Below are 23433 nucleotides of genomic sequence, written 5' to 3'. Positions count from 1 at the left end.
GCACGCAGGGTGTGAACCGCACGTCCGTCTTCGAAGGGGGGTGGTATAGTTGTACTGGCAGAAGCGTCTGTCGAGAGAACGGACGGCGAGATCGGACAGAGAAGACGGCGAGATCGGACAGAGCAGAGCGAACGGACGACGCGTCGCCGACCTCCGTCAGTGCCGGCGGCTACGTGCCTCTCTGATCTCGGAGCCGTCTCGGAGTTTGTCTTCACAGTGCGGACAGACGCGCGGGTGCTCCGACCCGTTCGGCGCGAACACCCGTACGTAACTTTCGGTGACGAACGACCCGCAGTTTTGGCATTCCGGCATGGCGAATACAGTCTTACGGAGGTTACACGTTAAGAGTTGTGACCGTTTCACTCACTCCCGACCGTTTCGGCCCATACTGTTTTGGGTGTGTGATAGATATCTGACAAGGTTCGGTCGAAATTACGGCGCAGTCTCCCGGTTCTCCTCACCGTCTGTGAGGACACAAACTACATAATGGGCCGTCGTGTTTATCAAGCCAATGAGTCGGGAACAGGACCGAGTCTCAACCGGCGTTGCAGGCCTCGACGAGGTTCTCAACGGTGGTCTCGTTCCGAATCGAACCTACATGATACGTGGCGAACCGGGAGCGGGAAAGAGTATCCTCGGGATGCACTTTCTCACGGCGGGCGTCGAGAACGACGAGAACGCGCTGTACGTCAACCTCGAGGAACCGACCGACGAGATCGAGCAGAACGCGGACTCGCTCGGCATCGACGTCTCGGGGGTCGACTTCCTCGACCTGAGTCCGGACTCGGAGTTCTTCGTCGACAACCTCTCGTACGACATCTTCGCGCCCGACGAGGTCGAAGACGAGTCGCTCACGAGTCGCATCTCCGAGCAGGTCCAGGACGTCGCCCCGGACCGCATCTTCGTCGATCCGATTACCCAACTGCGGTATCTCTCGCCCGACGAGTACCAGTTCCGCAAGGAGGTGCTCTCGTTCATGCAGTTCCTCAAAGAGCAGGGCGCGACGGTGCTCTTCACCTCGCAGGACACCCCCTCCGCACCGGACGACGACCTCCAGTTCATGAGCGACGGTATCGTCCACCTGCGACGGGTCGAGAAAGGTCGGATCGTCTCCGTCCCGAAGTTCCGCGGGTCGAGCATCAAAGACGGCGACCACTCGCTGCGTATCGACGACGGGGGGATCAGCGTGTTCCCGAAACTGCTCCCCGAGATGTACGACAAGGAGTTCGCCAACGAGTCGATCACCTCCGGCGTCCCCGAACTCGACAAACTGCTCAACGGCGGGCTCGAACGCGGGACGGTCACCATCGTCTCGGGGTCGCCCGGCGTCGGGAAGACGACGACGGGCGTCCAGTTCATGAAGGAGGCCGCCGGTCGCGGCGAGCGCTCGGTCGTCTACTCCTTCGAGGAGGCGAAGAACACGCTCGTCCACCGGTGTGAGTCGATCAACATGCCCGTCACCGAGATGATGGACAAGGGGACGCTCGCCATCGAGGAGGTGGAGGCGCTCCAGCTGTCGGCGACGGAGTTCGCCCACCGCGTCCGCGAGGAGGTCGAGCAGAACGACACCCGCATCGTCATGATCGACGGAGTCGAGGGGTATCGACTCGCGCTTCGCGACCAGGACGAGGACATCATCAACGAACTCCACTCGCTGTGTCGGTATCTGAAGAACATGGGCGTGACGGTGATCCTCATGAACGAGATGCAGACCATCGTCGGCGAGTTCCAGCTCACACAGGAGGGGCTCAGCTATCTCTCGGACAACATCGTCTTCATCCAGCACATCGAGATGGAGTCGGAGATGCGGAAGGTGATCGGGGTGTTGAAGAAGCGCACCAGCGACTTCGAGCGACACGTCCGCGAGTTCCGCATCACCGAGTACGGCCTCCAGATCGGAGAGCCGCTGCTCGGACTGACGGGGATCCTCAGCGGCAACCCGACGTGGGTCGACCTCGAGGACAGAGCGGACAACCAACAGCTGACCGACCGCCAGCAGCGAGGACCGACGGGCGGTCGGTCGCCACCGTTCAGATCAAACCACCCGTCGGGGATGGACCACCGACGCGACGGTTGGGACGCAGAGTAACCCCATGACCGACATCCGGGCACGGAGTGCGGTCGAACGCGAAGGCGACCCCAACGGGGTCGTCGACCTCCCCCGAAACTGGGAGACGGGACGGAGGCAGACGCGACTGGAGGGGGAATGAGTCGCATCCTCCTGTTCATCGGGAAAGCCGAGAACCGGCGACTCCTGGCGGAGTGGCTGGCGAACGAGTACGACGTCGTCGAAGGGCGTCGACCCTCGGACCTCGATCAGCCGTTCGACCTCTGTCTGATGGACCGCGTCGCGATGGAAGAACACGACGAGGCGCTGATGGAGCGGAAGCAACGGGAGAAACCCGTGTTGCTGCCGTACCTCCTCGTCATCCCCGAGCGACAGCTCGAACGGTACGGCTCGAACGTCTGGCAACAGATGGACGGCGTCGTCCGCGACCGCGTCGACGAACTCATCACCACGCCGATCAAGAAGGCCGAACTCGAGGGACGGCTCAACAACCTCCTGAGCTCCCGCGAGCTGTCGCTGCAGTTACGCGAACAGCGCGAACAGTACCGACGGCTGCTCGAGGTCGCTCCGGAGACCATCGCGACGGTGAGCAAGGAGGGCGAGATCGCCTACCTCAACAGCCGTGGTGCGGAGCTGTTCCACGTCGACAGCCCCGAGGCGGTGTACGGCGAGTCGCTGTTCGAGTACATCCACGAGGAGGACCGCGACTCGCTGGCGACGATGGTCGCCGGCGTCGACACCGCCCAGGAGCAGGCTGGCTTCATGGAGGGACGGTTCCTCGCCGGCGGCGACGTCCGCTACGTCGAGGTGGGGGCCGCACCGATCACCTACGAACAGAAGCCCGCGGTGCAGCTCATCATCCGCGACGTCACCAACCGTCGGCGTCGCGAGAAGGAGGTCGAACGCCAGCGCGACCAACTCGAGAAGCTCAACCGACTGAACGCCGTCATCCGGGACATCGACCAGGCGCTCGTGCAGGCGTCCAGTCGGGAGGAGATCGAACAGACGGTGTGCGAACGACTCGTCGCCGCCGACCGCTACGTCTCGGCGTGGATCGGCAACGACCAGGCGACGAGTCGGGAGATCACGCCGCGAGCCTCCGCCGGGAGCGTCGACGACTACCTCGAACAGATCGAGGTGACGGTCGGCGGCGGTGCGACCGGCAAGGGGCCAGCGGGGAAGGCGCTGTCGACGCGAGAGGCGCACGTCATCCAGGACATCGAGAGCGACCCGACGTTCGAACCGTGGCGCGAGGCGGCGATCGACCGCGGCTACCGCTCCTCCATCGCCGTCCCGCTCGTCTACGGCGAGACGACGTACGGTGCGTTGAACATCTACGCCGACGAGTCGTACGCGTTCGACGCCGACGAGCAGACGGTGCTCCGCGAGCTCGGCGAGACGATCGGTCACGCGATCAACGCCGCCGAGAACAAGAAGGCGCTCCTAACCGACCGGCTGAACGAACTCGACTTCCAGATCAGGGACTCGGACCCCTTCCTCGGCGGCGTCTCCGAGCAACTCGGCTGTACGTTCACCTACGAGGGGATCGTCTCCGAACCCGGCGGTTCGTATCTGGAGTACTTCTCGACGCCCTGCGAGGACACCGACGGCATCCTGGCGATGGCGACGGCGTCGGACCACGTCGACCACGTCCGTCTCGTCGGCGAACACGACGACGAGGCGCTGTTCGAGTTCGTCTTCACACACGATCTGATCGTCCGTCTGTTCGGCGAACTCGGTGGGAAGGTGACGGAGCTCACCGTAGAGGACGGGGTGCACGTGGTCACCGTCGAGTTCCCCTACAACGCGGAGCTCCACACCATCGTCGAGTCGCTCGACGCCACGTACGACGAGGTCGAACTCCTCGCACAGCGCGAGACAGAACGGCAGCTGGAGTCGCGACAGGAGCTGTGGGCGACGTTCCGCGAGAGCCTGACCGAACGCCAGTGGAGTGCGCTACAGACGGCGTTCTACGCTGGCTTCTTCGAGTGGCCGCGCGCCAGCACGGGCGAGGAGGTCGCCGAGTCGCTGGGGATCTCGCCGGCGACGTTCCACGAACATCTCCGGGCAGCACAGCGGAAGTTGCTCTCGGTTCTGCTCGCCGACTGACCCCGCGACTGTCGCCACCTGCCGCCAGAGCCGACAGTGTGGTGAGCCAAACTGTTTGGGCGTTTTTCTTTTGATGATAGTCTGTGTCCGTCTAGACGAACATGGACTCTGCGTTCGAATCCGGGCAACGGGACGGCGCGGCGGTGTCGGCTGGGACCACACCGGCCGATCTCTCCGCGGACGTCCTCGATCGACTGTTCGACGTACTCGCCGCGAGCCGACGGCGGCACGCACTCCGGTATCTCGTCGCGACGGAGACGACGGTCCCGCTCTCTGAGCTCGCACGCCACGTCGCGACGAACGAGGCGGAGAGCGACCGCCAGCAGATCGCGATCGACCTGCATCACCACCACCTCCCGAAACTCGCCGCGGAGGGGCTCGTCAGCTACGACCCCGAGGCGAACCTGACGACCGTCACCGACGACGGCCGTCGGTTCGACGAGATCCGCGCCTCGCTCGGCCCGGACGACGCCTGAGACCGATGTCGACGACGACATCTCCCCCGTCGACTCGAGAGACGCCCGACGTGCTGCTCGTCGAGGACGACGTCGCGACCAGCCGCCTCGTCGAAGAGGCGTTCGCCGAGGTCGACGACCGAACGAGGACGCATCTCGCCGAAGACGGCGTCGACGCGCTCGACTTCCTCCACCAGCGGGGCGAACACGCCTCGGTCCCACAGCCGGATCTCGTGTTGCTCGATCTCGGCCTCCCCCGGAAGAACGGGAAGTCGGTCCTCAGAGAGCTGAAGCAGACGGCCGAACTCAGACACATCCCGGTGGTCGTGTTCAGCGACTCGACCGCCGAACAGGACGTCGACGACGCGTACACGCTCGGTGCGAACGCCTACGTCACCAAACCGGGTCACTTCCCCGACATCCTCGACGTCGTCGAAGAGATCACCGACTTCTGGCTCACCGTCGTCCGGCAACCGAAGTGACCGAAGAAATATACATCTAGGCGACATCTCGGCCGGAATCGGTACTCATACGAAGGAGAGAGTTCGAGCGTCGAGAGTGGGCGGTCATTATTTATGTCTGTAGTCGTATTGTTCTCCAGAGACAGACAGTCTGTCGAGGAAAACAGAGATGGACTACGCCACTCACGACGCCGACACCGAGTCATCGACGTACACGACAACGGTCGACTGGGGCGGTGAGCAGACGCCGAGCCACGTCGTGGTCACCCTCGTCGCCGACGCCGAGAACGTGCGACCGATCGACCTCGACCCGCTTCACGGAACGATCGACCCGGAGGCGCTCGACCGCCTGTTCGTGCCGACGAACAACGGCGACGAGCGTACCGACGGCTACATCGCGTTCGTCTTCGAGGGGTACCACGTGACGATCCACGGCGACGGCGAGGTGTCGGCGGAGCCGGTCTCCTACCGCGACTGAGCGGGGGTGTCGTCGGGAGCCGTCGATCCCGTGGAGCTCGAGACCGGAGTCGGTCGGAGAATCAGTGGTCCGGCGAGCTACAGGAGTCAGTTCGCACGGAGAGCGTCTCTGAACTGCGACGAGAACTACGACGAGTTCAACGCGTCTCCTCGAGTGGGACGTACGATCCTTTCTTCGCCGAGAGCCAGTCGGCGTTCCCCGTCCGCGTCGGATCGAACAGGACGACCTCGTCGGCCTCGAACACGGCGTCGATTCCGGGGACCTGACGCCCGAAGGCGTACTTGACCGTGAAGCGCGGCCAGTCGCCGGTCGCCGACGACTGTCGTTCGTCGATACTCATTCGTCCGCTCCTGATCTCGGATGGTCGGGTGGCTCGTGTGCGAGGGCGATCACAGTTGGTCTACCGCGCTGCTACAGCCGGGTGGGATATATACTTGACATAACAGATAAGTGAGTTGTCGGGCTTACTGGGCAGTAACCCCCGATTTCGCCGGTTTCGACCGGTCTTCGAGACGTTCCACCCTCGGTGAGAGTCTTCTTTGTCACACCGTCGCATTGAGTAACATATTTCTTGTCGGATTCACGTGAAACAACTATGGAACAGTCGGGGTCGAAAGAGGAGGGTACCAGTCGACCGAACGCGGGGGGTCCTCCAGCGGCCGGAGTGTCGACTCCGAGGATGGAACCACCGTGAGCGTCGATCTCCTCTACGTCGGTGACGGCGAGAGCCTCTCGGAGCTCGTCGTACGCACCGAGCTGAGCGTCTGTGCGGTCGCCACCCCGGAGCAGGCGCTGGAGCGACTCTCCGTCGCCCCGTTCGACGTCGTCGTGGTGAACGACGACGTCGACGGGGTAGCGAGCTTCCTCTCGACGGTCGAGAACCGGACGCCGACGCTCCCGGTCGTCGTCGAGACCGACGCGCCGGGCGACCTCCCGACCGACCGCTACGACGAGACGGTTCCCGCGGGCGGCGCGAGACTCGCCTCGACCGTCGAGACGCTCGTCACCGACGCGCCGGCGACTCCCGTCGGCGACTACGGACAGGTCTCCCTCGGCGACGGCGGGACGTCGACGGGGTCGCTCGGCGAGCGGACCTTCGCCGACGTCGTCGGCGACGGGACGTTCGCGGACGCCGTCGTCAAGGGGTTGCCGGACGTGCTGTTTCTCGCCGACCTCGACGGCAACCTGGTGCGCTGGAACGACCGGCTGAACGCCGTCACCGGCTACACCGACGACGAGATCAGAGACCGGGTGCCGAGAGAGTTCTTCGTCGGCGACATCGACGTCCGGTCGAAGGTCGCAGAGATGCGGTCGGACTCCGACATCCGGTTCACGGCCGACCTCCTGACGAAGGACGGGTCGGTCGTCCCGTACGAACTCACGGCGTCGCTCGTCGGCTCCGGCGACGAGCAGTTCATCTGCGGCGTCGGACGCGACATCACCGAACGGCGAGAGGCGGAGGAGAAACTCGACGAGGTCGTCGCGGAGCTCGAACAGTCGAACACCGAACTCGAACAGTTCGCCTACGTCGCCTCCCACGACATGAAAGAACCGCTGCGGATGGTGTCGAGCTACCTCGAACTGCTCGAACGCCGCTACGGTGAGGGGCTCGACGACGACGCCCAGGAGTTCATCGACTTCGCCGTCGAGGGGGCAGAGCGGATGCGCGAGATGATAAACGGGCTGTTGGCGTACTCGCGGGTCGGCCGGCAGACGCGCGACTTCGAGCGCGTCGACGTCGACGAGGTCGTCGACACCGCTCGCTCGAACCTCCGGATCGCCATCGACGAGAGCGACGCCGTCGTCGAGACCGACGACCTCCCGACGGTCCACGGCGACCCCGGACAGCTCACGCAACTGTTCCAGAACCTCGTCGCCAACGCCATCAAGTACACCGAAGACGGCCCGCCCCGCGTCGACGTCTCGGTGGCCCGCGTCGACGACGGCTGGCAGTTCGCCGTCACGGACGACGGCGTCGGCATCCCCGACGAGCGACAGGAGTCGATCTTCGACATCTTCTCCGGCGAAGGGGGACAGAACGGAAGCGGGATCGGACTCGCCATCTGTGAGAAGATCGTCGACCACCACGGCGGCGACATCTGGGTCGAGTCGACCGTCGACGAGGGGTCGACGTTCTACTTCACGCTCCCCGAAGAGGAGTCGTCGTCCGCGGGGTGACGTTCGTTCCGTCCGACCGCCCGTCCGACGAACTCACCGCTGACGGACGTACGGCGGCAGACCGGGACGAGAACGAGCGGTTGTGTGCGACGGTTACAGGTAGCCGAGGTCGGCGAGGCGGTCCTCGACGCCGTCGTCGGCGAGCGCCGTCGCGTCCGAGGACTCGTACTCGGGGTAGGTCTCCGGATCGACGTCGTCGACGGCGGGGAGGACGCGCCCGTCCATCCGGTCGCTGTAGGGGATCCCCATCGCGGCCATGATCGTCGGTGCGACGTCGAACAGGTGCGCGTCGGAGACGTCGGCGGTCGCGTCGATCCCCTCGCCCGTCGCGGCGAAGACGCCGGCGAGTTTGTGGTTCCAGGTCTCCGTCGGCGGCGCGAAGTAACCGTCGAGCACGTGCGCCGAGAGGAACTGCTCGAAGTCGTTCGGGACGAGCACGATGTCGACCGCCTTCTCCTCGTAGGGGCCGTGGAAGTACTCCTCGCGTGGGGCGACGTCCTCGAACATTCGGTCGCCGTCGGGCGTCGACACGCCGCGGAGTAGCTCGATGAGCTCCGCGCGCACCTCGTCGTACTCCGCCTCGGAGACGACGCCGTTCGGTTCGCGGCCCTCGAGGTTGATGCGGACGCCGAGTTCCGTCCTGGCGCGCATGTACGCCTTCGAGTTCGGGAAGTCGACCTGTTCGGAGGCCGTGCGTGTGATGTTCTCCGGGGCGTACTGTTTGACGATGGTGTCGAGGCCGAGTTTGCGGAGGCCGTGGCCGACACGGTCGGCGGTGAGGCCGAACTTGGCCGCGCTGGCGGCGATGCGTTCGGCCGTCGACGGCTCCCACGTGTCCTCGTCTTCGCCTTCGCGCAGCTGGTTCCGGATCGGGTTCCACGATGGCATCCCCTTGCCGCCTTTCGTCGTCTTCACGAACCCCTCGTCGCGGAGGAACTGGTTGGCACGGAACTCGTACTTCTCGTAGGGACCCATCCCGTGGTCGCTGGCGACGAAGATCCGTTTGGGGTCGAACTCCTCGACGATCTTCCCGATCTCGTCGTCGGTGGCACGGTAGACGCGCTCGACTTTCTCCTCGTCGCCCTCGAACTCGTGGAAGACGGTGTCGGTCTTCTGGAACTGGACGAAGCCGAAGTCCGGTTCGTGTTTGTTCGCGAGGTAGCGGAACGCACCGCCGCGCATCCGGACGAGCGTCTCGTACTCGTCCATCTTCTCGTCGTCCGACAGCGAGTCGTCGCCACGGGCGTACTTCGGGTAGACCCGGTACTCGCCGAGCTCCTCGCGGAGTTCGTCGAGCGTCCCCTCGGGGTGACAGCGGGGGTTCTCGGGGCCGATGAACCCCGGGACGACCGCGCCGTCGATCTCCTCGGGTGGGTGCGTCACCGGGACGTTGACGACGACGCTAGACTTGCCGTGCTGGTCGAGCAGCGACCAGATGGAGTGTTCCTTGACGTCCTCGCCGCCGACGACGCGCCAGTCGTAGCCGTCGTAGTCGACGAAGCCGTAGACGCCGTGCTTGCCGGGGTTGACTCCGGTGTACATCGACGGCCACGCACTCGGCGTCCACGGCGGGATCTGTGACTCTAGCGGGCCGCTCGCGCCGGACTCACAGAGTTCGCGAATGTTCGGAATCGCCTCTTCTTCGTACAGACGCTCGAACACGGGGAGACAGCCGGCGTCGATCCCGACGAGCAGCGCCTCCATCCGATCGTCGTCGGTCATCGGCGCTCACCTCGGTCGGTCGCCAGCTGCTGCGACCCGACGTCGGCGAGCGTGTCCTGCCGTGTCGTGAGCGTCCCTTCCGCAGTCATCGTATCTGTCGTATGGGTGTTACTCATTTAATTATGCCTCCGATAAGCCGGAGACTGCTATCTGGCGTGCGATACACCGAACCGGTAGGCAGGCGTTTCGGTGGCATCAGGAGCCACCGCCGCTCGAACCCGCGGCCGTACACATCGTCACCTCGCCGTTGGTGTAGGTGACGTCGCGCGTGCCACTACAGGCCTGCTGTTCGGAGAGCGACGGCTGGTAGGAGAAGCCGAAACCGTCTCTGACGTAGGCCGCGCCCTGCTGTTGGTAGTCGCGGTAGACGACGGTCTCGTTCGCCGTCGACGCCGATCCGTTGGCGACGGTCATCGGTTTCGTCGGCGTGTCCTCGCGTCTGTCGAACACCGTCTGGTACGGGTGGTCGGTGTGCAACGGCCGTTCCGTGCTGGCAGGTTGGATATCCCCGATAGTGCTCGTGGCCGCCAGTTCCGCGTCGGTGTAGCTGTAGCGCGTCTGCGTGTCGGCGAACGGCGGGGAGTCGAGCGTCCCGTGGCTCGCGACCGCGGTCACCGTGGGGAACGCCACGGTGAAGATGAGCAACATGATCACGGCCGTCCGTGGGGTGAGGTTCTTCACGAGGAACGCGACGCCGAGGGCGGCGATGACCGCCATCGGGGCCGCGAGGAAGGCGAACCAGCGCCCGGGGACGAACGTCCGGATGCCGAAGAGCGGGAAGCCGAAGACGAACACGAGCATCGCGACGGTGGCGACGACGCCCGTGAACGTCGCGTGGGAGGCGTTCTCCCGCCGGAGCACGTACATGCTCCCGACGATCGTCAACAGGAGCAGAAGCAGGAAGCCGGCGACGTCGATGTACTGGACGAGCTGCTGCATGAGCGTCATCCCGCGGTCGGGGCCGGCGGCGGCACCGCCGGTGCTCCCGTCCGGACCGGCGAGTGCGAGGAAGCCGGCCGAGGAGTCGATCGTGTTCCGCAGGTAGCTGAAGATGGTCGCGAGGAACGTCCCGCCCTGATACGGCGTCAGCGACCACATGAACGTGATGAGCCCGAGGTCGAACGCGATGAGCCCCGAGAGGTTCACCGTGTCCTGCGGGCTGAAGTCGAGCGCGTTCGACATCCGGGGGTTGAACAGCCCGAAGCTCAGCGCGAACTGCGCGAGCAGCCCCGCCCCCGTGAACACCAGCATGATGAACGCCGAGATCTGGTGGGTGAGGATGACCGCGACGCTGAACACCACCACGAGGACGAAGTCGCGGAGCTTGTAGTCGAGATGGAGGACGCGGGTGAGACTGTAGAGGATCGCGAGGAAGAAGATCAGCCCCAGGCTCGTCGGGATGAGGTGGATCCCCCACTCGACGACGTGGCCGATCATCGCGTACGCGGCCGCCGCGAAGACGGCCCAGCGGACGCCGACGAGCAGTTTGGTCGTCGAGTAGACGAACAGCACCGAGATAGGCATCGCGACCGCCAAGGAGAGAAACAGCGCCTCCCTGACGCCGAGGTCGAACAGCAGCGCCGCGCCGGCGACGAGGAGGTGGAACAGCGGCGACGCGAAGTACTTCCGGTCGGCGATCGGGTCGAGCGACTGCGTCTGGTAGATGGCCGTCGTCCAGTTCGAGACGTGCGACCAGACGTCGATCCCGACGTAGCCCGGCGACGTCATGAGCGCGGTGAGTCGGACGACGAGCCCCAGAAGCACGATCTGCGTCAGGATGAGCGTCGGCGAGAACTCCCCGTCGTCGGTGAAGAACACCTGTGCCATGACCAGCATCCCGGTCATCGCGGCGACGTCGTAGTAGAGCAGCGTCCGGTCGCCCTGGAACGTCGCCAGCGCGACGAGCACCGCCATCCCGACGACCGACAGCGACGGCAACAGTCGTGCGGCCTGCGGCGTCAGCGTGGCGATGGTGCTCTCGCTCTCGGTCCGCGAGGCGAGCAAGTACAGGACGGACGCGACGCCGAGCACGAGCGGCAGCGTCTGGATGTACACCTGCGAGGCGAGAAGCTGGAGCGGCAGCATCAACACCGCGGCGAGCAGTCCGCCGACGGCGCCGATGATGTCGAGTCGGCCGCTCTTCAGCATCCCCAACAGCGAGTTCGGTGTCTTGTGGCTCATGGTGAGAGGGGGTTAGTCGGTCGGCGTCCGTCGTTCAGTCATCGTCCGCCGTCGCGGCGTCCGTGACGCCGTCCCGCTGTCCGGCGGGGACGTCCGCGTCGGACGCGGCGTCGTCTGCGGCCATGCCGCCCGCGACCGCCTGGTCGTCGATCAGCACCTCTTTGTCGCTGTTGGCCTCCATGTCGAAGACCATCGCGAACAGCAGGAGGGCGACGCCGAGGAACAGCGACAGCGCCCAGCTGCCGGACTCGGCCTTCCGCTTGCGGAGCGAGGCGACCGCGCCGCCGACGGAGACCGCAGAGACGCCGGCACCGAAGTAGTAGAGGAACGCGGTCGGGTTGAAGTCCTTCAGGAGGTACTTGCGGTTCAGCCGCCAGAGGAAGTTCCGCAGAAGCATGAACGACACCTTCGGGATGTACTCGTCGTACTCGATGTGGCTCTTCCAGTCTTCCTCGTCGTAGACGCTGTCGGCGGAGTGCGCGACGTCGGCGACCCGGAGGTTCTCCACGTTGAGCTTCACCAGCAGGTCGTTACAGTAGCCGTAGTACTCGTACATGTCCTCGATGGGGGCCTGCTGGAGCGCCTCCTTCGAGATGGCGGTGTAGCCGTTCTGCGGGTCGGCGATCTTCCAGTAGCCGCTGGCGATCTTCGTCAGCAGCGACAGCATGGAGTTGCCGACGAGGCGGAACCGCGGCATGGCGTCTAAGTCCTCCTCGCGCATGAAGCGGTTGCCCTTCGTGTAGTCTGCCACGTCGTCGACGATGGGGTCGATGAACTTCGTCAGCACGTCGGGGTCCATCTGTCCGTCGCCGCCCATCACGGTCACGACGTCGACGTCGTCGTCCAGCGCCGCGAGGTAGCCCGTCTTGATGCCGCCGCCGACGCCGCGGTTCTCCTCGTGCTGGATCGGGACGACGACGTCCTCGAAGCTCGCCGCTTCCGAGGCGTGGTCGTCGTTGTACGACGCCGCGTGCTCCTGTATCTCCTCCCACGTCTCGTCCGTCGACCCGTCGTCGACGACGTACGCGCGGTCGACGAAGTCGGGGAACGTGTCGATGACGCCGCCTACGTAGCCTTCCTCGTTGTACGCAGGGACGACAATGCCGATGGTGTGTTCTCGGTACATGGTGATGCGTGGCTCTCGTAGTTCCGTCTGCTCTCCCTACGTGCTTTATAATACACCGCCTAAGTACCGAAACCGAGCGATAAGAACTCCATAGTGCCGTCAGACCGCTGGAGAGTCCGTGTTAACGGGTGACAGAGACGCGTCTCCGATCTCTCCGAGCCGTCGGTCCGACTCCCCCACCTGCCTCAGATGACGTCCGGTCGCATCACGCTGATCCACTCGCGGCCGTTCCAGACGGCCGGCCCCCAGAGCGCGTCGCCCGATCCGTCGTGGATCCCCATGTCGCCCCGGTAGGCCCCCTCGACGGTACGGAGGTCGTCCTCCTGCACGCAGCCGTCGCTGCGGAGTCGCTCGCAGTCGTCGTATTCGAGGAACGTCGTGTCGTCGAGCGCGCAGTGGGAGGGCCGGTGGACGTCGACGTCGCGAGCGTCGCGGACGAGGAGGAAGCAGCTCTCGTAGTTGCGGTACGTACAGTTCGAGACCGACGCCTGTGCCGCCCCGTTGACCGCGACGCCGATCGCACAGCGGTCGAGTCCGTTGGCGAAGTTGCGGGCGAAGTTGCCCTGGAAGTAGCAGGTGTCGCAGGTGAACCCGGGTGCGGACGCGGAGACGTACACCTCGACCGGGTACTCCATCGTGGTGCCATTTCCCTCGAAGTAGACGCCGCTGAGGAACTGGCTACAGCCGCTGCGGGCGTCGACGCCGTGACTCCCGTTGTTCTGGATCGTGCCGCCGACCCACCGACAGGAGTAGCCGCGCAGTTGGACGCCGTAGCCGTCGTTGAACTCCGAGTGACAGCCGAAGAAAGACGTGCTGTGCGGACGCGCGTCGGTGTCGAGGCGGAACCCCGTGCCGCCACAGCCCCACGCCATCACGTTGCGGAAGGTGGCACCGAACGTCCCCTTGAACCCGGTGTCGTCGGTGTACCCCTCGACGGAGACGCCGTGGGAGTTCGTCCCGTAGACGACGATGTCCTTGTACGACGAGTAGGGGGCAGCGCGGATCCTGAGGCCGATCTCGCCGCCGACGATCTTGAGGTTCTGGACGAGCGGGTTGTTCCGGTAGTCGTTCATCCCGCGACCGAGCACCTCGACGACGTTCGCGTCGACGTCGCCGGCGTCGATCACCGACCCCGAGGGGTGGCCGCCGGTGAGCATGACCTCCTTCTGTTCGTAGTTCAGGACGATCGGGAACTCCTCGCCCGCCTCCTGTGCGTCGTACGACGAGTGGACGTAGACGACGTCGCCGCTGCGAGCGTCGTCCCACGCCGCCTGGATCGTCCGGTAGCCGCCGCGGCCGACGACGAGTTTCCCGCCGAGGTTCGCGATCCCCGTCACCGAGTCGATCTCCGCCGCGTCGCCGAGCGCCATCGGCGCGTCGGACGTCGCACGTGCTCGGCCGCCGGCCGAACCGAGCAACGTGGCCGCACCTGCCGCCCCCAGAAACGTTCGGCGATCGATTCCGTTCTCTCCTGTCTGCTGTCTGGTTTCCATTCGGATTCTATCTTTCCAGAACGTCTGTCAGTGTATCAATGAGAACTAACACAACGGTTAGCTGGCGCGTCACCCGAGAGTAACTCGCTTAGGTGGCTGATAAGCCCCGGACGGCGTCACCGACGTCGGGAGTAGGGAGACCTTATCAGGCCTATAACAATACCTGTCACGCCCAGAGTGGACGTAAGAAAAACCGTGGTGAGGCGCAACGACACCGACGTCGAGACGATGGTCGCGGCTGTGAACCTCATCTCGAAGAAGTGGCATCCGGTCATCATCCAGTCGCTCCTTCGGGACGGCCCCCTCCGGTTCAGCGAGCTGAAGCAACGTCTCGACATCTCGGCGAAAGTGTTGACGGACAGTCTCGACGACCTCGTCGAGAACGAACTCGTCAACCGAAACGAGGTCAGTGAATCGCCCCGCCGCGTCGAGTACGATCTGACCCGACACGGTCGAGACATGCAGTCGGTCATCGACGCGTTGTCCGACTGGGGAGCGGAGCATCTGGGAGAGGACACCCGGCCGGTGGTGCTCGTGGTCGACAACGACCCACGGCTGGTGACGATGCACGCCAGTTGGTTGGAAGACGAGTACCAGATCGAACGCGCCTACGACGGCGAGGAGGCGCTCAGAAAGCTCACCGACGAGATCGACGTCGTCCTGCTCGACCGCCGGATGCCCGGCCTGTCGGGCGAGGAGGTGCTCGACCGCATCCGCGATCTCCGACTGGGGTGTCAGGTCATCATGCTCAGCGCGGTCGAACCGGACTTCGACATCCTCGAGATGGGGTTCGACGCCTACATCGTCAAACCGGGGGCCAAAGAGGAGCTGAAGGAGGTCATCGCCGACGTGTTGGCACGGAACGCCTACGACAACGAGGTACAGGAGTATCTCGCGCTGAGCGCGAAGCGGGCGGTGCTCCGAGCCGAGAAGACCGAAGGGGCGCTCCAGCGCGACGACCGCTATCGGCGCGTCGAGGCTCGGCTGCGCGAACTGGAGTCGAGCGTCGACGACGCCGACGAGGAGTCGACGGTCCGCGACGTACAGGCACTGTTGAACGACACCTGAACACCGAGAGGGTCCAGAGCTACCGATGTCATCCGACACCGAAGTCGACGTCCTGTTGTTCGCCGCGACCGGCGACGAGGCGCTCGCGGGCGCGTTCGACCGCGCCGACCGCTTCGACCTCGCCGTCGCCACCACGACCGACGCCGCGCTCGGCCGACTGCAGAGCGGAGAGGTGCCGCCACAGTTGCTGCTCGTCGAGTTCGAGGGCGACGGCGACGGGATGGAGCTCCTCCAGTCGGTGAAGGCCGACGAGACGCTGCGACGGCTCCCCGTCATCACCATCGGCGACACGCCGGACGCCTGTGAACTGTCGTACGACCAGCGCGCGAACGCCCACGTCGAACGGCCCTCGGACCCCGAGGGGTTCGACGAGGCCGTCGAGCGAATCGAGTCTTTTTGGGTCCGCGCCGCAACACTGCCGCCACTCACCGATGATTCCTGACGACATCACCGTCCTCCTCGTCGAGGACAACCCGGGGGACGCCCGCCTGCTCCAGGAGCACTTCCGAGACGCGGAACACCCCGTCACCGTCGTCGACGACCCGGACGACCACGCCGAGCCCTCGAACGAGGGGGTCACGCTGTATCACTGCGACCGCATCACCGAGGTCGAACCGCGACTGGCGGCCGTCGAGTTCGACGTCGTCCTGCTGGATCTGAACCTCCCCGGGAGCCACGGACTCGAGACCGTCGACTACGTCCGCGACCGGACGGAGACGACGCCCATCATCGTGCTGACGGGCGTCCCCGAGGAGCGACTCGGCATCGACGCCGTCTCTCACGGCGCACAGGACTACCTCGTGAAAGACGAGGTGACGCCGGAGGTGCTCATGCGGGCCATCCGGTACGCCATCGAACGGAAGAAGACCGAGGAGACGCTCCGGCAGCAGGCCGAGGAGCTGCGCATCCTCAACCAGCTGACCCGCCACGACATCCGCAACGAGATGACGCTCGTGGTCGGCCGGGCACGGGAGCTGTCCGAGCACGTCGACCACCACGGCGAGTCCCAGTTGGAGGAGATCGTCCGGACGAGCAACCACATCCTCCAGCTGACCCGCAGCATCGGCGACATCGTCTCCTCGGTCACCGGCAGCGAGGCGGCCGACCTCGCCGACGTCTCGCTGCAGTCGGTGCTCGAGTCGGAGATCGAGAGCGCCAGACAGCTGTACGGCGGGATCGTCGTCGACGTCGACGGCGAGATCCCGCCGGTGAACGTCCGGGCGAACGACCTGCTGTCGTCGGTGTTCGCGAACCTGCTGTCGAACGCCATCCTCTACAACGACAAGGAGACGCCCGAGGTGACCGTCCGGGTCGAGACCGACGAGAGCCGCGTCGTCGTCTCCGTCGCCGACAACGGCCCCGGTATCCCCGACCGGCGGAAGGAGACGGTGTTCGGCGAGGGCGAACAGGGCCCCGAGAGCAGTGGGACGGGAATCGGGCTCTACCTCGTCAAACAGCTCGTCGCGCAGTACGGCGGCGACGTCTGGGTCGAGGACAACCACCCCGAGGGAGCGGTGTTCTACGTCGAACTCGAACGGGTCGAGTGACCGACGGTCCGGCGCGTCCACCGCAGCGGCCACCGGGAGTCACCGACCGCTTTACGCGGGCGATAATAAAGCCGCCCCGGAATCTACCACCTGTACATGAACGCGCGAGCACGACGACCGACGGGGGGGACCGCGTGAGCGAACGACTCGACGTCGGCTTCGTCCCGGCGGAGTGTCCCGGTGCGCCCGGGTCGGGCGCGGTCGAGACGTCGACGCTCCTCATCGAGCGCCTGTCCGAGCACCACGACCTGACGGTCTACGTGTCGAGTCAGATGGACTCGGCCGACGCGGAGCTACCCGCCGAAGACCGCGTCGAGTACGTGCTGCACGACAACCTCTCGAAGCTCCCGCACCCGATCGCCGCGAAACACGAGGCGCTCCGCGAGGAACTGCCCGCGATGGAGCGTCACGACCTCGTCCACTCCTACTCGTCGGCGTTCATCCCGCTGCTCGCCGAACTCGACGTTCCGACGCTGTCGACGCTGAACTCCTACGTGCCGGTCTGCCCCAAGGGCGACATGATGTACCACGGAGAGGAGAAGTGTTCCGGCCCCTCGACCGGGAAGTGTGCGAGCTGTATCGCCACGACGGCGGTCAAGCGCCGGCAGGGCGTCGAGCGCGAACTCCGCGCGAGCTACTCCTCGCTGGGGAAGATCGACCTCGTCCGGAAGTCGATCGAGCGGGCGAGCGACATCGACGCCTACCACGCGCTCTCGCCGCACCTCAAGGAGGACTACGACGCGCTCGGGTTCCCGGGCGAGCGGACGACCGTCATCCCGCACTTCTACGACGAGGCGTTCCACCGCGAGGAGCCCGACCCGGACGCCGGCGTCGACGACGGCGACCCCGTCACCCTGCTCTACGTCGGTGCGCTGCAGGACATCAAGGGGCTGCACGTGCTCATCCCCGGCCTCGCGGAGATGCGCGAGCGCGGCCACGACGTCGAACTCGAGATCGTCGGCGCGGGGCCGTACGAGACGCGGCTGAAGGAGCTGGCCCACGAGGAGGGCGTCGCCGACGCCGTCGACTGGCTCGGCTACGTCGACCACGACGACCTCCCCGACGTCTACGACGAGGCCGACGCGTTCGTCTACCCGGGACTCATCGACGAACCGTTCGGGCGCGTCGTGCTGGAGGCGCTGTCGATGCGGACGCCGCTTCTCGTCTCCGACGTCGGCAGCATGGACTTCATCGTCGGCGACGCCGGCGAACCGTTCGAGGCGGGCAACCCCGCGGCGCTGGCCGACGCCTTCGAGCGTCTCGTCGCCGACTACGACGACCACTACGCCGCAATCGACGAGGAACTGCCGCGGTTCGCCCCGGAGACGGTCATCGGGAAGTACTCCGACCTCTACCGGGAGGTCGCGACGCAGAAGCGCGTCGTCACGCAGTGACAGCGACAGACGAGAAGGAGGAGAGGAGAAGAGAGAAGAGGAGAGGAAAGGAGAGCCGAAAAGGGCAGTTCCAGACCACGTCTTGCGGCACGGTGAGTGTCAGATGCACGGACGAGACGTGGACGAGCGGAGCAGTGGACGGAGGGAACGAAGCCGACCGCGTCAGCTCGGGAACTCGTTGCCGTAACCGTCGTAGGAACCGGCGACGCCCTCGTAGACGGTGCTCCAGTAGAGCTCGACGTCGCCGCTGGCGACTTTGAGGCCGTCGTAGTCGTCGTAGGAGCGGGCGGTGGTCTTCGAGACGACGTTGTCGTTACCGTCGTTGACGATCGGGTGGTGCGTCGACTCGTAGCTCCCCTTCGAGACGACGCAGTCGTCGGCGACGAGCGCGAGCGCACGGCGGTAGCCCGGTCCGGGCTGTTCGACCGTGTTGCTGTAGAACCGCGAGCCGTCGCGTTCACAGCGGATGGCGTTTCGACCGCCGATCGCGCCGGAGGCCTCGCCCGTGACGGTGCACTCCTCGACGAGCACGTCGCCGTCGCCGGGTTCGATATCGATCGCCTGTCCCGGACAGTGCATCTCGATGTCGACGTTCTGGAGCTCGACGTCGCCGCAGCCCTCCGAGATCATGATGGCGGCGTCGTTCGACTCGTCGCTGGCCCCGAGCGTGATCGAGGTGTTCTCGATCTTCGCCGAGCCACACCCCGGCATCACGGTGATGGCGTGGCCGTTCGGCTCCGCGAGGACGATTTCGCAGTTCTCGACCCAACAGTTGGAGCCACCGTCGAGGCGGATGCCGCGCTGGTTGTTGTCTCGGTCACGAGCGTGATCGACGACGACTGTCGCGTCCTGAATCGTGCTCTGATGGCCGTCCAAGCGGATGTTCGCGGAGTTGCTGTTCTCGAACCGACCGCCACGGACGACGACGCGGCCGTCCTCGCCGGAGTCGTAGAGTCCGTTGTCGGGGAAACCGCCGATGACGCAGTCGCGCACCCAGAGCTTGCCACTGTGGTACGGGCTGACGATGAAGCCGGTGGGGCCCCATCTGACGTCGGGGTTGCCGTCGCGGTCCGTGTCTTCCGTCCACGCACCGCCGTCGGGCATCCGGACGCGGTCGACCGCGCCGATGCTGTCCTCGTCGACGATGTCGACGAGCATCGGCCCGTGCGTGCCGGCGTCGTGTTCGCCGACGAAATCGACGTCGTGGATGTAACAGTCGTTGACCTGCGCCTGGATCGCGCGGAGTCCGGTGTTGTGCGCACGGAAGTCGAATGTGAAGTAGCCGATACGGAGCCAGTCGCCCGGCGCGTAGTGGGTGCCGAGTTTGAAGATACGGTGGGCACCCTCGAACTCGTCGGCGGGAGCGGGGACGATGGTCGCGTCGTCACCGATCAGCCAGAGTTTGTCGAAGCCGGTGAACCGGATCCCCTCGTCGACGTAGTACTCGCCGGGCGGGAAGTAGATCTTCCTGTTGTCGCCGAGAACGTCGTCGAGAATCGGAGTGATAGAGTCGCCGCCGGTGTTGTCCGCACCGGCGTCGACGATGTTGATCGTTTCGTAGGAGCTGTGGCTCGCCGAAGCACGTTCGGAGAAGGCTGCAGCACCCAGGGCCGTCGCTCCGACCGTGCCAAGGAAGGATCGACGACCGAGCGTTCGAGTTGAGGTCTGTTCTGGGGTCTCAGGCATAACGCAGTTCTCAGACAGTCGTTTTTATTGAAAAGTATTTTGAAATTGAATCTCTGCTTGGCCACAAAATATAAATAAGACGGCCAGAAAGACTATACTTCTCGAGAAATCGCCACCATAGTTACTCGAGACCGAGTGAAAATTTTGAGAAGTGAGTCGAGTGTGACGACCGGCGCGTCGACGGCGTCGGTCTAGAAGTCGTTGTCGACGAGTCGGAGTCCGCTTCCGCCGTCGACGTCGACCGCGTCGTAACCCTCGTAGGAGCTGGCCGTGACGTTCTCGATAGTGGCGTCGTCGCCCTCGACGACGATCGGGTGGTGCGTCGCCTCGTAGCGACCGCCGGAGACGGTGACGTCGTCGCCGCGGAGCACGACGCCGCGGCGGTAGCCCGGCCCGGAGTGTTCGACCGTGTTCGAGCGGAGCAGCGAGCCGTCGCGGTCGCAGATGATGGTCTCGCGGCCGCCCGTCGCGCCGGAGCCGTCGCCGGTGACGGTGGTGTTCTCGATCACACAGGGTTCGTCACCGGGGCGGAGTTCGATGGCCTGCCCGGTGGCGTCCAGGTCGACGGAACAGTCGTCGATCACCGTCCGACCGGCACCCTCTTCGACCATGATGGCCGCGTTCACGTAGCCGTCCGTGACGTCGATGGTCGTCCCTTCGATCTTCGCGGAGTCGACCCCGGAGCGGACGGTGATCCCGTTGGCGGTGGGTTCCTCGAGGACGATCTCCGTGTTCTTGACGGCACAGCCGCTGCCGCCGTCGAGACGGATCGCCTGCTGGGCGGCGTCGTCGTTGCGTGCGCCGTCGACGGTGATGGTGGCACCGTCGATCATGCTTCGGTGACCGTCGAGGCGGATGCTCGCCGTGTTGCTGTTCTCGAACTGGCCGCCGCGGACGACGACGGTGCCATCCTCGCCGGAGTCGTAGAGCCCGTTGTCGGGGAAGCCGCCGATGACGCAGTCGCGCACCCAGAGAGTCCCGTTGTGATACGGACTGACGATGAAGCCGGTGGGGCCCCACTGGACGACGGGGTCGCCGTCCTGTTCGGTGTTCTCCGTCCACGCGCCGCCGTCGGGCATCCGGACGCGGTCGACCGCGGCGATGCTGTCCTCGTCGATGATGTCGACGAGCATCGGTCCGTGCGTGCCGGCGTCGTGTTCGCCGACGAAATCGACGTCGTGGATGTAACAGTCGTTGACCTGCGCCTGGATGGCTCGCACTCCCGTGTTCTCGGCGGTGAAGTCGAAGGTGAGATCGCCGATGTGGAGCCAGTCACCCGGTGCGTAGTCCGTCCCGAGCTTGAAGATGTGGTCCGCTCCGTCGAACTCGTCGGCGGGAGCCGGAACGATGGTGGCGTCCTCGCCGTAGAGCCAGAGTTTCTCGAAGTCGGTGAATCGGACACCTTCGTCGACGTAGTACTCGCCGGGCGGGAAGTAGATCTTCCTGTTGTCGTCGAGAACGTCGTCGAGGACAGGGGTGATAGAGTCGCCGCCGGTGTTGTCCGCACCGGCGTCGACGATGTCGATCGTCTCGTAGGAGTCGTGACTTGCAGAGGCGCGACCGGAGAGAACCGTCGCGCCGAGTGCCGCCGCCCCGACCGTGCCAAGGACGGAACGTCGACTGAACGTCTTGTCTGGGGTCTCAGGCATTTGCAATTTCTCCACAATCGGGTTTGTTGATAAGAGTTGTGAAACAGAACTAACAGACGGCCACAAGATACAAATGTGAAGGATATTCCCTTCTAGAATGGAGAAATAAACAGTTTGGGCGAAAAGAATCACAAAATAGTCTAGATGTTCGCCAGCTCCCGAATCTCCCGCACGCCGGGAGCGCCGTCGACGAGCCAGAGGACAAACGCGACGAAGAAGGGGCCGAAGTAGACGGCGAGCAGGCCGACCTGCTGGGTCGTCGACAGCGCGGTCAGAAACTCGCCGAGGTAGCCGAGGATCCGTTCGAGCGCCACCTGCTGGTCGTCGTACGGCGGGAACGTCGCGACCGGCCAGAGCACGCGCATGAGCGCGAACTCCGTCCCGTAGCCGTAGAGTAAGGCCGTGGCGACGTCGCCGAGGAGATGCGACCACCAGCCGACGGTGAACGCCACGCCGACCTCCAGCCGGCGGAGTCGGGCCGCGGCGACGACGGCGAGCAGACCGAGCGGGACGGCGACGAACACCGAGTGGGCGACTGAGACGCCCTGCGGGAAGAGGTGGAACACCCACGACAGCGGCTTGTCGACGAGGTCCGGCAACTGCGTCGCGACGAGCAGGGCGAAGACGGCCGCACCGCTCGGGGGGCTACCGCGTGTCAACCGCGATCCGAGAGAGACGAGGACGTAGCCGAAGGCGGCGTGTCCCCACGGCCACATCTAGACGGCCCCCGAGGACGACGGCGCGGCGAGCGCCTGTTGTCCGTTCGGGGCGGAGAGCCAGACGTGGACGACGCGGTAGGCGTTGTCACGGGAGGGGTTCGACGGCGGGTCGCCCTTGTAGACGAGGAACGCCAACCGACTGTTGTCGCCGCCGGACTGCTCGACCTGATACGGCGTCCGCTCCGTCTGGCCGGCGGCGACGGCGGTGCTGAACGAGTCGACCCGCTCGGCGTTCGTCACCTGCCCGTTCTGCACCTGTTCGAGCTGGACGACGGTCGTGTAGCTCACGTCTTCTCTCTCCTGGTTCGTGATGGCGAGTTGGACGGTTCCACCGTTGCGAGCCGTTTCGCCGACGTTCTCGGTGGTAACGTTACCGTTCTGTTCGGTGACGAGGTACGTCTCGGTGAACGTGTCCTGTGCGGGCGACGCGAGACCGGCCACGCCGGCGCTCGCGGCGAGCACGAGGAGACTCGCGACGAACAGGAGGCTGTACGTCCCACCGCCGAGTCCGGCGAACATCCCGCTCGGGAGGAGACTGCCGACCGTGAACCGTTCGTCGGCAGCGACGAACGCGCGGCGGACGGCCGCCAGTATCGAGAACAGCACCGTCACGCCGGCGATGATCGCGACGAGCGGTAGCGTGGCGATGCCAAACGGCGTGAAGTTGAGCGCGTACGCCGTCATCGGGAGCACGACGAGGCTGAGCGCCAGTGCGAGCACCACTCGTTCGGTCGGACCGATGCGACGGTAGCTCACGCCGGTCGGGTCGTCGAGTTCGGCCCGGTTGAGAGCGCGAATCGAGCGCGAACGCAACCGCGGCGTCCCCTCGGGGTAGAGCGCCGAGACTATCGCGTACCCGGGAAGGAACAACACGATCGGGAGGAGTGCGAGGATACGGATCGGTCCCGAGAGACCGACGTAGACCGCTCCCGCCGCCGCCAGCGCGGCGACGATGGCGAGAAACAGGTCGGCTACCCACTCGTACACGGCTGTCATTGACGACGACTACTGGCTCCGCAACTAAAAAGCCCGAGCACCGTTCACGCCTAAACCTCCGAATTCTCCGTCATAGCGGGTGCCTAAGTCCAAATATGCCTTT

20 protein-coding genes are annotated in these 23433 nt (G+C 65.2%); 10 read left to right on the top strand and 10 right to left on the bottom strand.

What is annotated here, in order from left to right; all coding sequences use genetic code 11:
* Positions 1-156: 156 nt before the first annotated feature.
* Entirely contained in the window at positions 157-312 is a 156-nt protein-coding gene (locus tag EOHIBHHM_RS22020) for a DUF7563 family protein (RefSeq protein ID WP_449271723.1), read from the bottom strand.
* Between the two features lie 199 nt (positions 313-511).
* Here EOHIBHHM_RS22020 and EOHIBHHM_RS22015 point away from each other — a divergent pair, with 199 nt between their 5' ends.
* The 5 genes from EOHIBHHM_RS22015 to ddfA all read left to right on the top strand — a co-directional run bounded on the left by EOHIBHHM_RS22015 (position 512) and on the right by ddfA (position 5571).
* Positions 512-2089 carry a DUF7125 family protein gene (locus EOHIBHHM_RS22015; RefSeq protein ID WP_497257938.1) on the top strand — a complete coding sequence of 526 codons (1578 nt, stop codon included), beginning with the start codon at positions 512-514 and terminating at the stop codon, positions 2087-2089.
* 117 nt (positions 2090-2206) lie between these two features.
* The gene (locus EOHIBHHM_RS22010; RefSeq protein WP_497257936.1) at positions 2207-4177 is read left to right on the top strand and encodes a bacterio-opsin activator domain-containing protein; all 1971 of its coding nucleotides are present in this window, start codon (positions 2207-2209) and stop codon (positions 4175-4177) included.
* Between the two features lie 101 nt (positions 4178-4278).
* Positions 4279-4653 (top strand): DUF7344 domain-containing protein, encoded by a 375-nt coding sequence (locus EOHIBHHM_RS22005; protein WP_497257934.1) that lies wholly within the window; start codon positions 4279-4281, stop codon positions 4651-4653.
* A 5-nt stretch (positions 4654-4658) separates the two neighbouring features.
* On the top strand, positions 4659-5114 hold the full coding sequence (locus EOHIBHHM_RS22000; RefSeq protein ID WP_497257932.1) for a response regulator: 456 nt from the start codon (positions 4659-4661) through the stop codon (positions 5112-5114).
* A 148-nt stretch (positions 5115-5262) separates the two neighbouring features.
* On the top strand, positions 5263-5571 hold the full coding sequence (gene ddfA, locus EOHIBHHM_RS21995) for a DdfA family disk-determining factor (protein ID WP_497257930.1): 309 nt from the start codon (positions 5263-5265) through the stop codon (positions 5569-5571).
* 136 nt (positions 5572-5707) lie between these two features.
* On the opposite strand, the gene EOHIBHHM_RS21990 is transcribed toward ddfA, so the two are convergent.
* Positions 5708-5911 carry a hypothetical protein gene (locus EOHIBHHM_RS21990; RefSeq protein WP_497257928.1) on the bottom strand — a complete coding sequence of 68 codons (204 nt, stop codon included), beginning with the start codon at positions 5909-5911 and terminating at the stop codon, positions 5708-5710.
* A 350-nt stretch (positions 5912-6261) separates the two neighbouring features.
* Here EOHIBHHM_RS21990 and EOHIBHHM_RS21985 point away from each other — a divergent pair, with 350 nt between their 5' ends.
* Positions 6262-7749 carry a sensor histidine kinase gene (locus EOHIBHHM_RS21985; protein WP_497257926.1) on the top strand — a complete coding sequence of 496 codons (1488 nt, stop codon included), beginning with the start codon at positions 6262-6264 and terminating at the stop codon, positions 7747-7749.
* A 93-nt stretch (positions 7750-7842) separates the two neighbouring features.
* Here EOHIBHHM_RS21985 and EOHIBHHM_RS21980 read toward each other — a convergent pair whose 3' ends face one another.
* From EOHIBHHM_RS21980 to EOHIBHHM_RS21965, 4 genes are all read right to left on the bottom strand, one after another.
* Complete coding sequence (locus EOHIBHHM_RS21980) at positions 7843-9471, bottom strand: alkaline phosphatase family protein (RefSeq protein WP_497257924.1); 1629 nt, start codon at positions 9469-9471, stop codon at positions 7843-7845.
* Positions 9472-9666: 195 nt separating this feature from the next.
* Positions 9667-11652, bottom strand: a complete 1986-nt coding sequence (locus EOHIBHHM_RS21975; RefSeq protein ID WP_497257922.1) for a hypothetical protein — start codon at positions 11650-11652, stop codon at positions 9667-9669.
* A gap of 34 nt (positions 11653-11686) precedes the next feature.
* Positions 11687-12778: a glycosyltransferase family 2 protein gene (locus tag EOHIBHHM_RS21970; RefSeq protein WP_497257920.1), complete on the bottom strand. Its 1092-nt coding sequence runs from the start codon at positions 12776-12778 to the stop codon at positions 11687-11689.
* Between the two features lie 185 nt (positions 12779-12963).
* The gene (locus tag EOHIBHHM_RS21965) at positions 12964-14271 is read right to left on the bottom strand and encodes a right-handed parallel beta-helix repeat-containing protein (RefSeq protein WP_497257918.1); all 1308 of its coding nucleotides are present in this window, start codon (positions 14269-14271) and stop codon (positions 12964-12966) included.
* 198 nt (positions 14272-14469) lie between these two features.
* On the opposite strand from EOHIBHHM_RS21965, the gene EOHIBHHM_RS21960 reads away from it, so the two are divergent.
* The 4 genes from EOHIBHHM_RS21960 to EOHIBHHM_RS21945 all read left to right on the top strand — a co-directional run bounded on the left by EOHIBHHM_RS21960 (position 14470) and on the right by EOHIBHHM_RS21945 (position 18280).
* The gene (locus tag EOHIBHHM_RS21960) at positions 14470-15339 is read left to right on the top strand and encodes a winged helix-turn-helix transcriptional regulator (protein WP_497257916.1); all 870 of its coding nucleotides are present in this window, start codon (positions 14470-14472) and stop codon (positions 15337-15339) included.
* Between the two features lie 25 nt (positions 15340-15364).
* Positions 15365-15781 carry a response regulator gene (locus EOHIBHHM_RS21955; RefSeq protein ID WP_497257914.1) on the top strand — a complete coding sequence of 139 codons (417 nt, stop codon included), beginning with the start codon at positions 15365-15367 and terminating at the stop codon, positions 15779-15781.
* Positions 15771-16886 (top strand): sensor histidine kinase, encoded by a 1116-nt coding sequence (locus tag EOHIBHHM_RS21950; RefSeq protein ID WP_497257912.1) that lies wholly within the window; start codon positions 15771-15773, stop codon positions 16884-16886. The genes EOHIBHHM_RS21955 and EOHIBHHM_RS21950 overlap by 11 nt, the downstream gene beginning before the upstream one ends.
* Positions 16887-17020: 134 nt before the next feature.
* On the top strand, positions 17021-18280 hold the full coding sequence (locus EOHIBHHM_RS21945; RefSeq protein ID WP_497257911.1) for a glycosyltransferase family 4 protein: 1260 nt from the start codon (positions 17021-17023) through the stop codon (positions 18278-18280).
* A gap of 162 nt (positions 18281-18442) precedes the next feature.
* Here the strand turns inward: EOHIBHHM_RS21945 and EOHIBHHM_RS21940 are convergent, their stop codons facing one another.
* The 4 genes from EOHIBHHM_RS21940 to EOHIBHHM_RS21925 form a co-directional block, all read right to left on the bottom strand.
* The gene (locus tag EOHIBHHM_RS21940) at positions 18443-19966 is read right to left on the bottom strand and encodes a right-handed parallel beta-helix repeat-containing protein (protein ID WP_497257910.1); all 1524 of its coding nucleotides are present in this window, start codon (positions 19964-19966) and stop codon (positions 18443-18445) included.
* 191 nt (positions 19967-20157) lie between these two features.
* Positions 20158-21615 (bottom strand): right-handed parallel beta-helix repeat-containing protein, encoded by a 1458-nt coding sequence (locus EOHIBHHM_RS21935; protein WP_497257909.1) that lies wholly within the window; start codon positions 21613-21615, stop codon positions 20158-20160.
* A gap of 140 nt (positions 21616-21755) precedes the next feature.
* The gene (locus tag EOHIBHHM_RS21930) at positions 21756-22331 is read right to left on the bottom strand and encodes a metal-dependent hydrolase (RefSeq protein WP_497257907.1); all 576 of its coding nucleotides are present in this window, start codon (positions 22329-22331) and stop codon (positions 21756-21758) included.
* On the bottom strand, positions 22332-23330 hold the full coding sequence (locus EOHIBHHM_RS21925; protein WP_497257905.1) for a DUF8471 domain-containing protein: 999 nt from the start codon (positions 23328-23330) through the stop codon (positions 22332-22334). It lies immediately after the preceding gene.
* Between the last annotated feature and the right edge of the window lie 103 nt (positions 23331-23433).

It is taken from the genome of Halogranum roseipondis (genome assembly GCF_059695585.1).
Note: the sequence above shows the minus strand (reverse complement) of the source record. Positions and strands in the feature narration are given on the sequence as shown.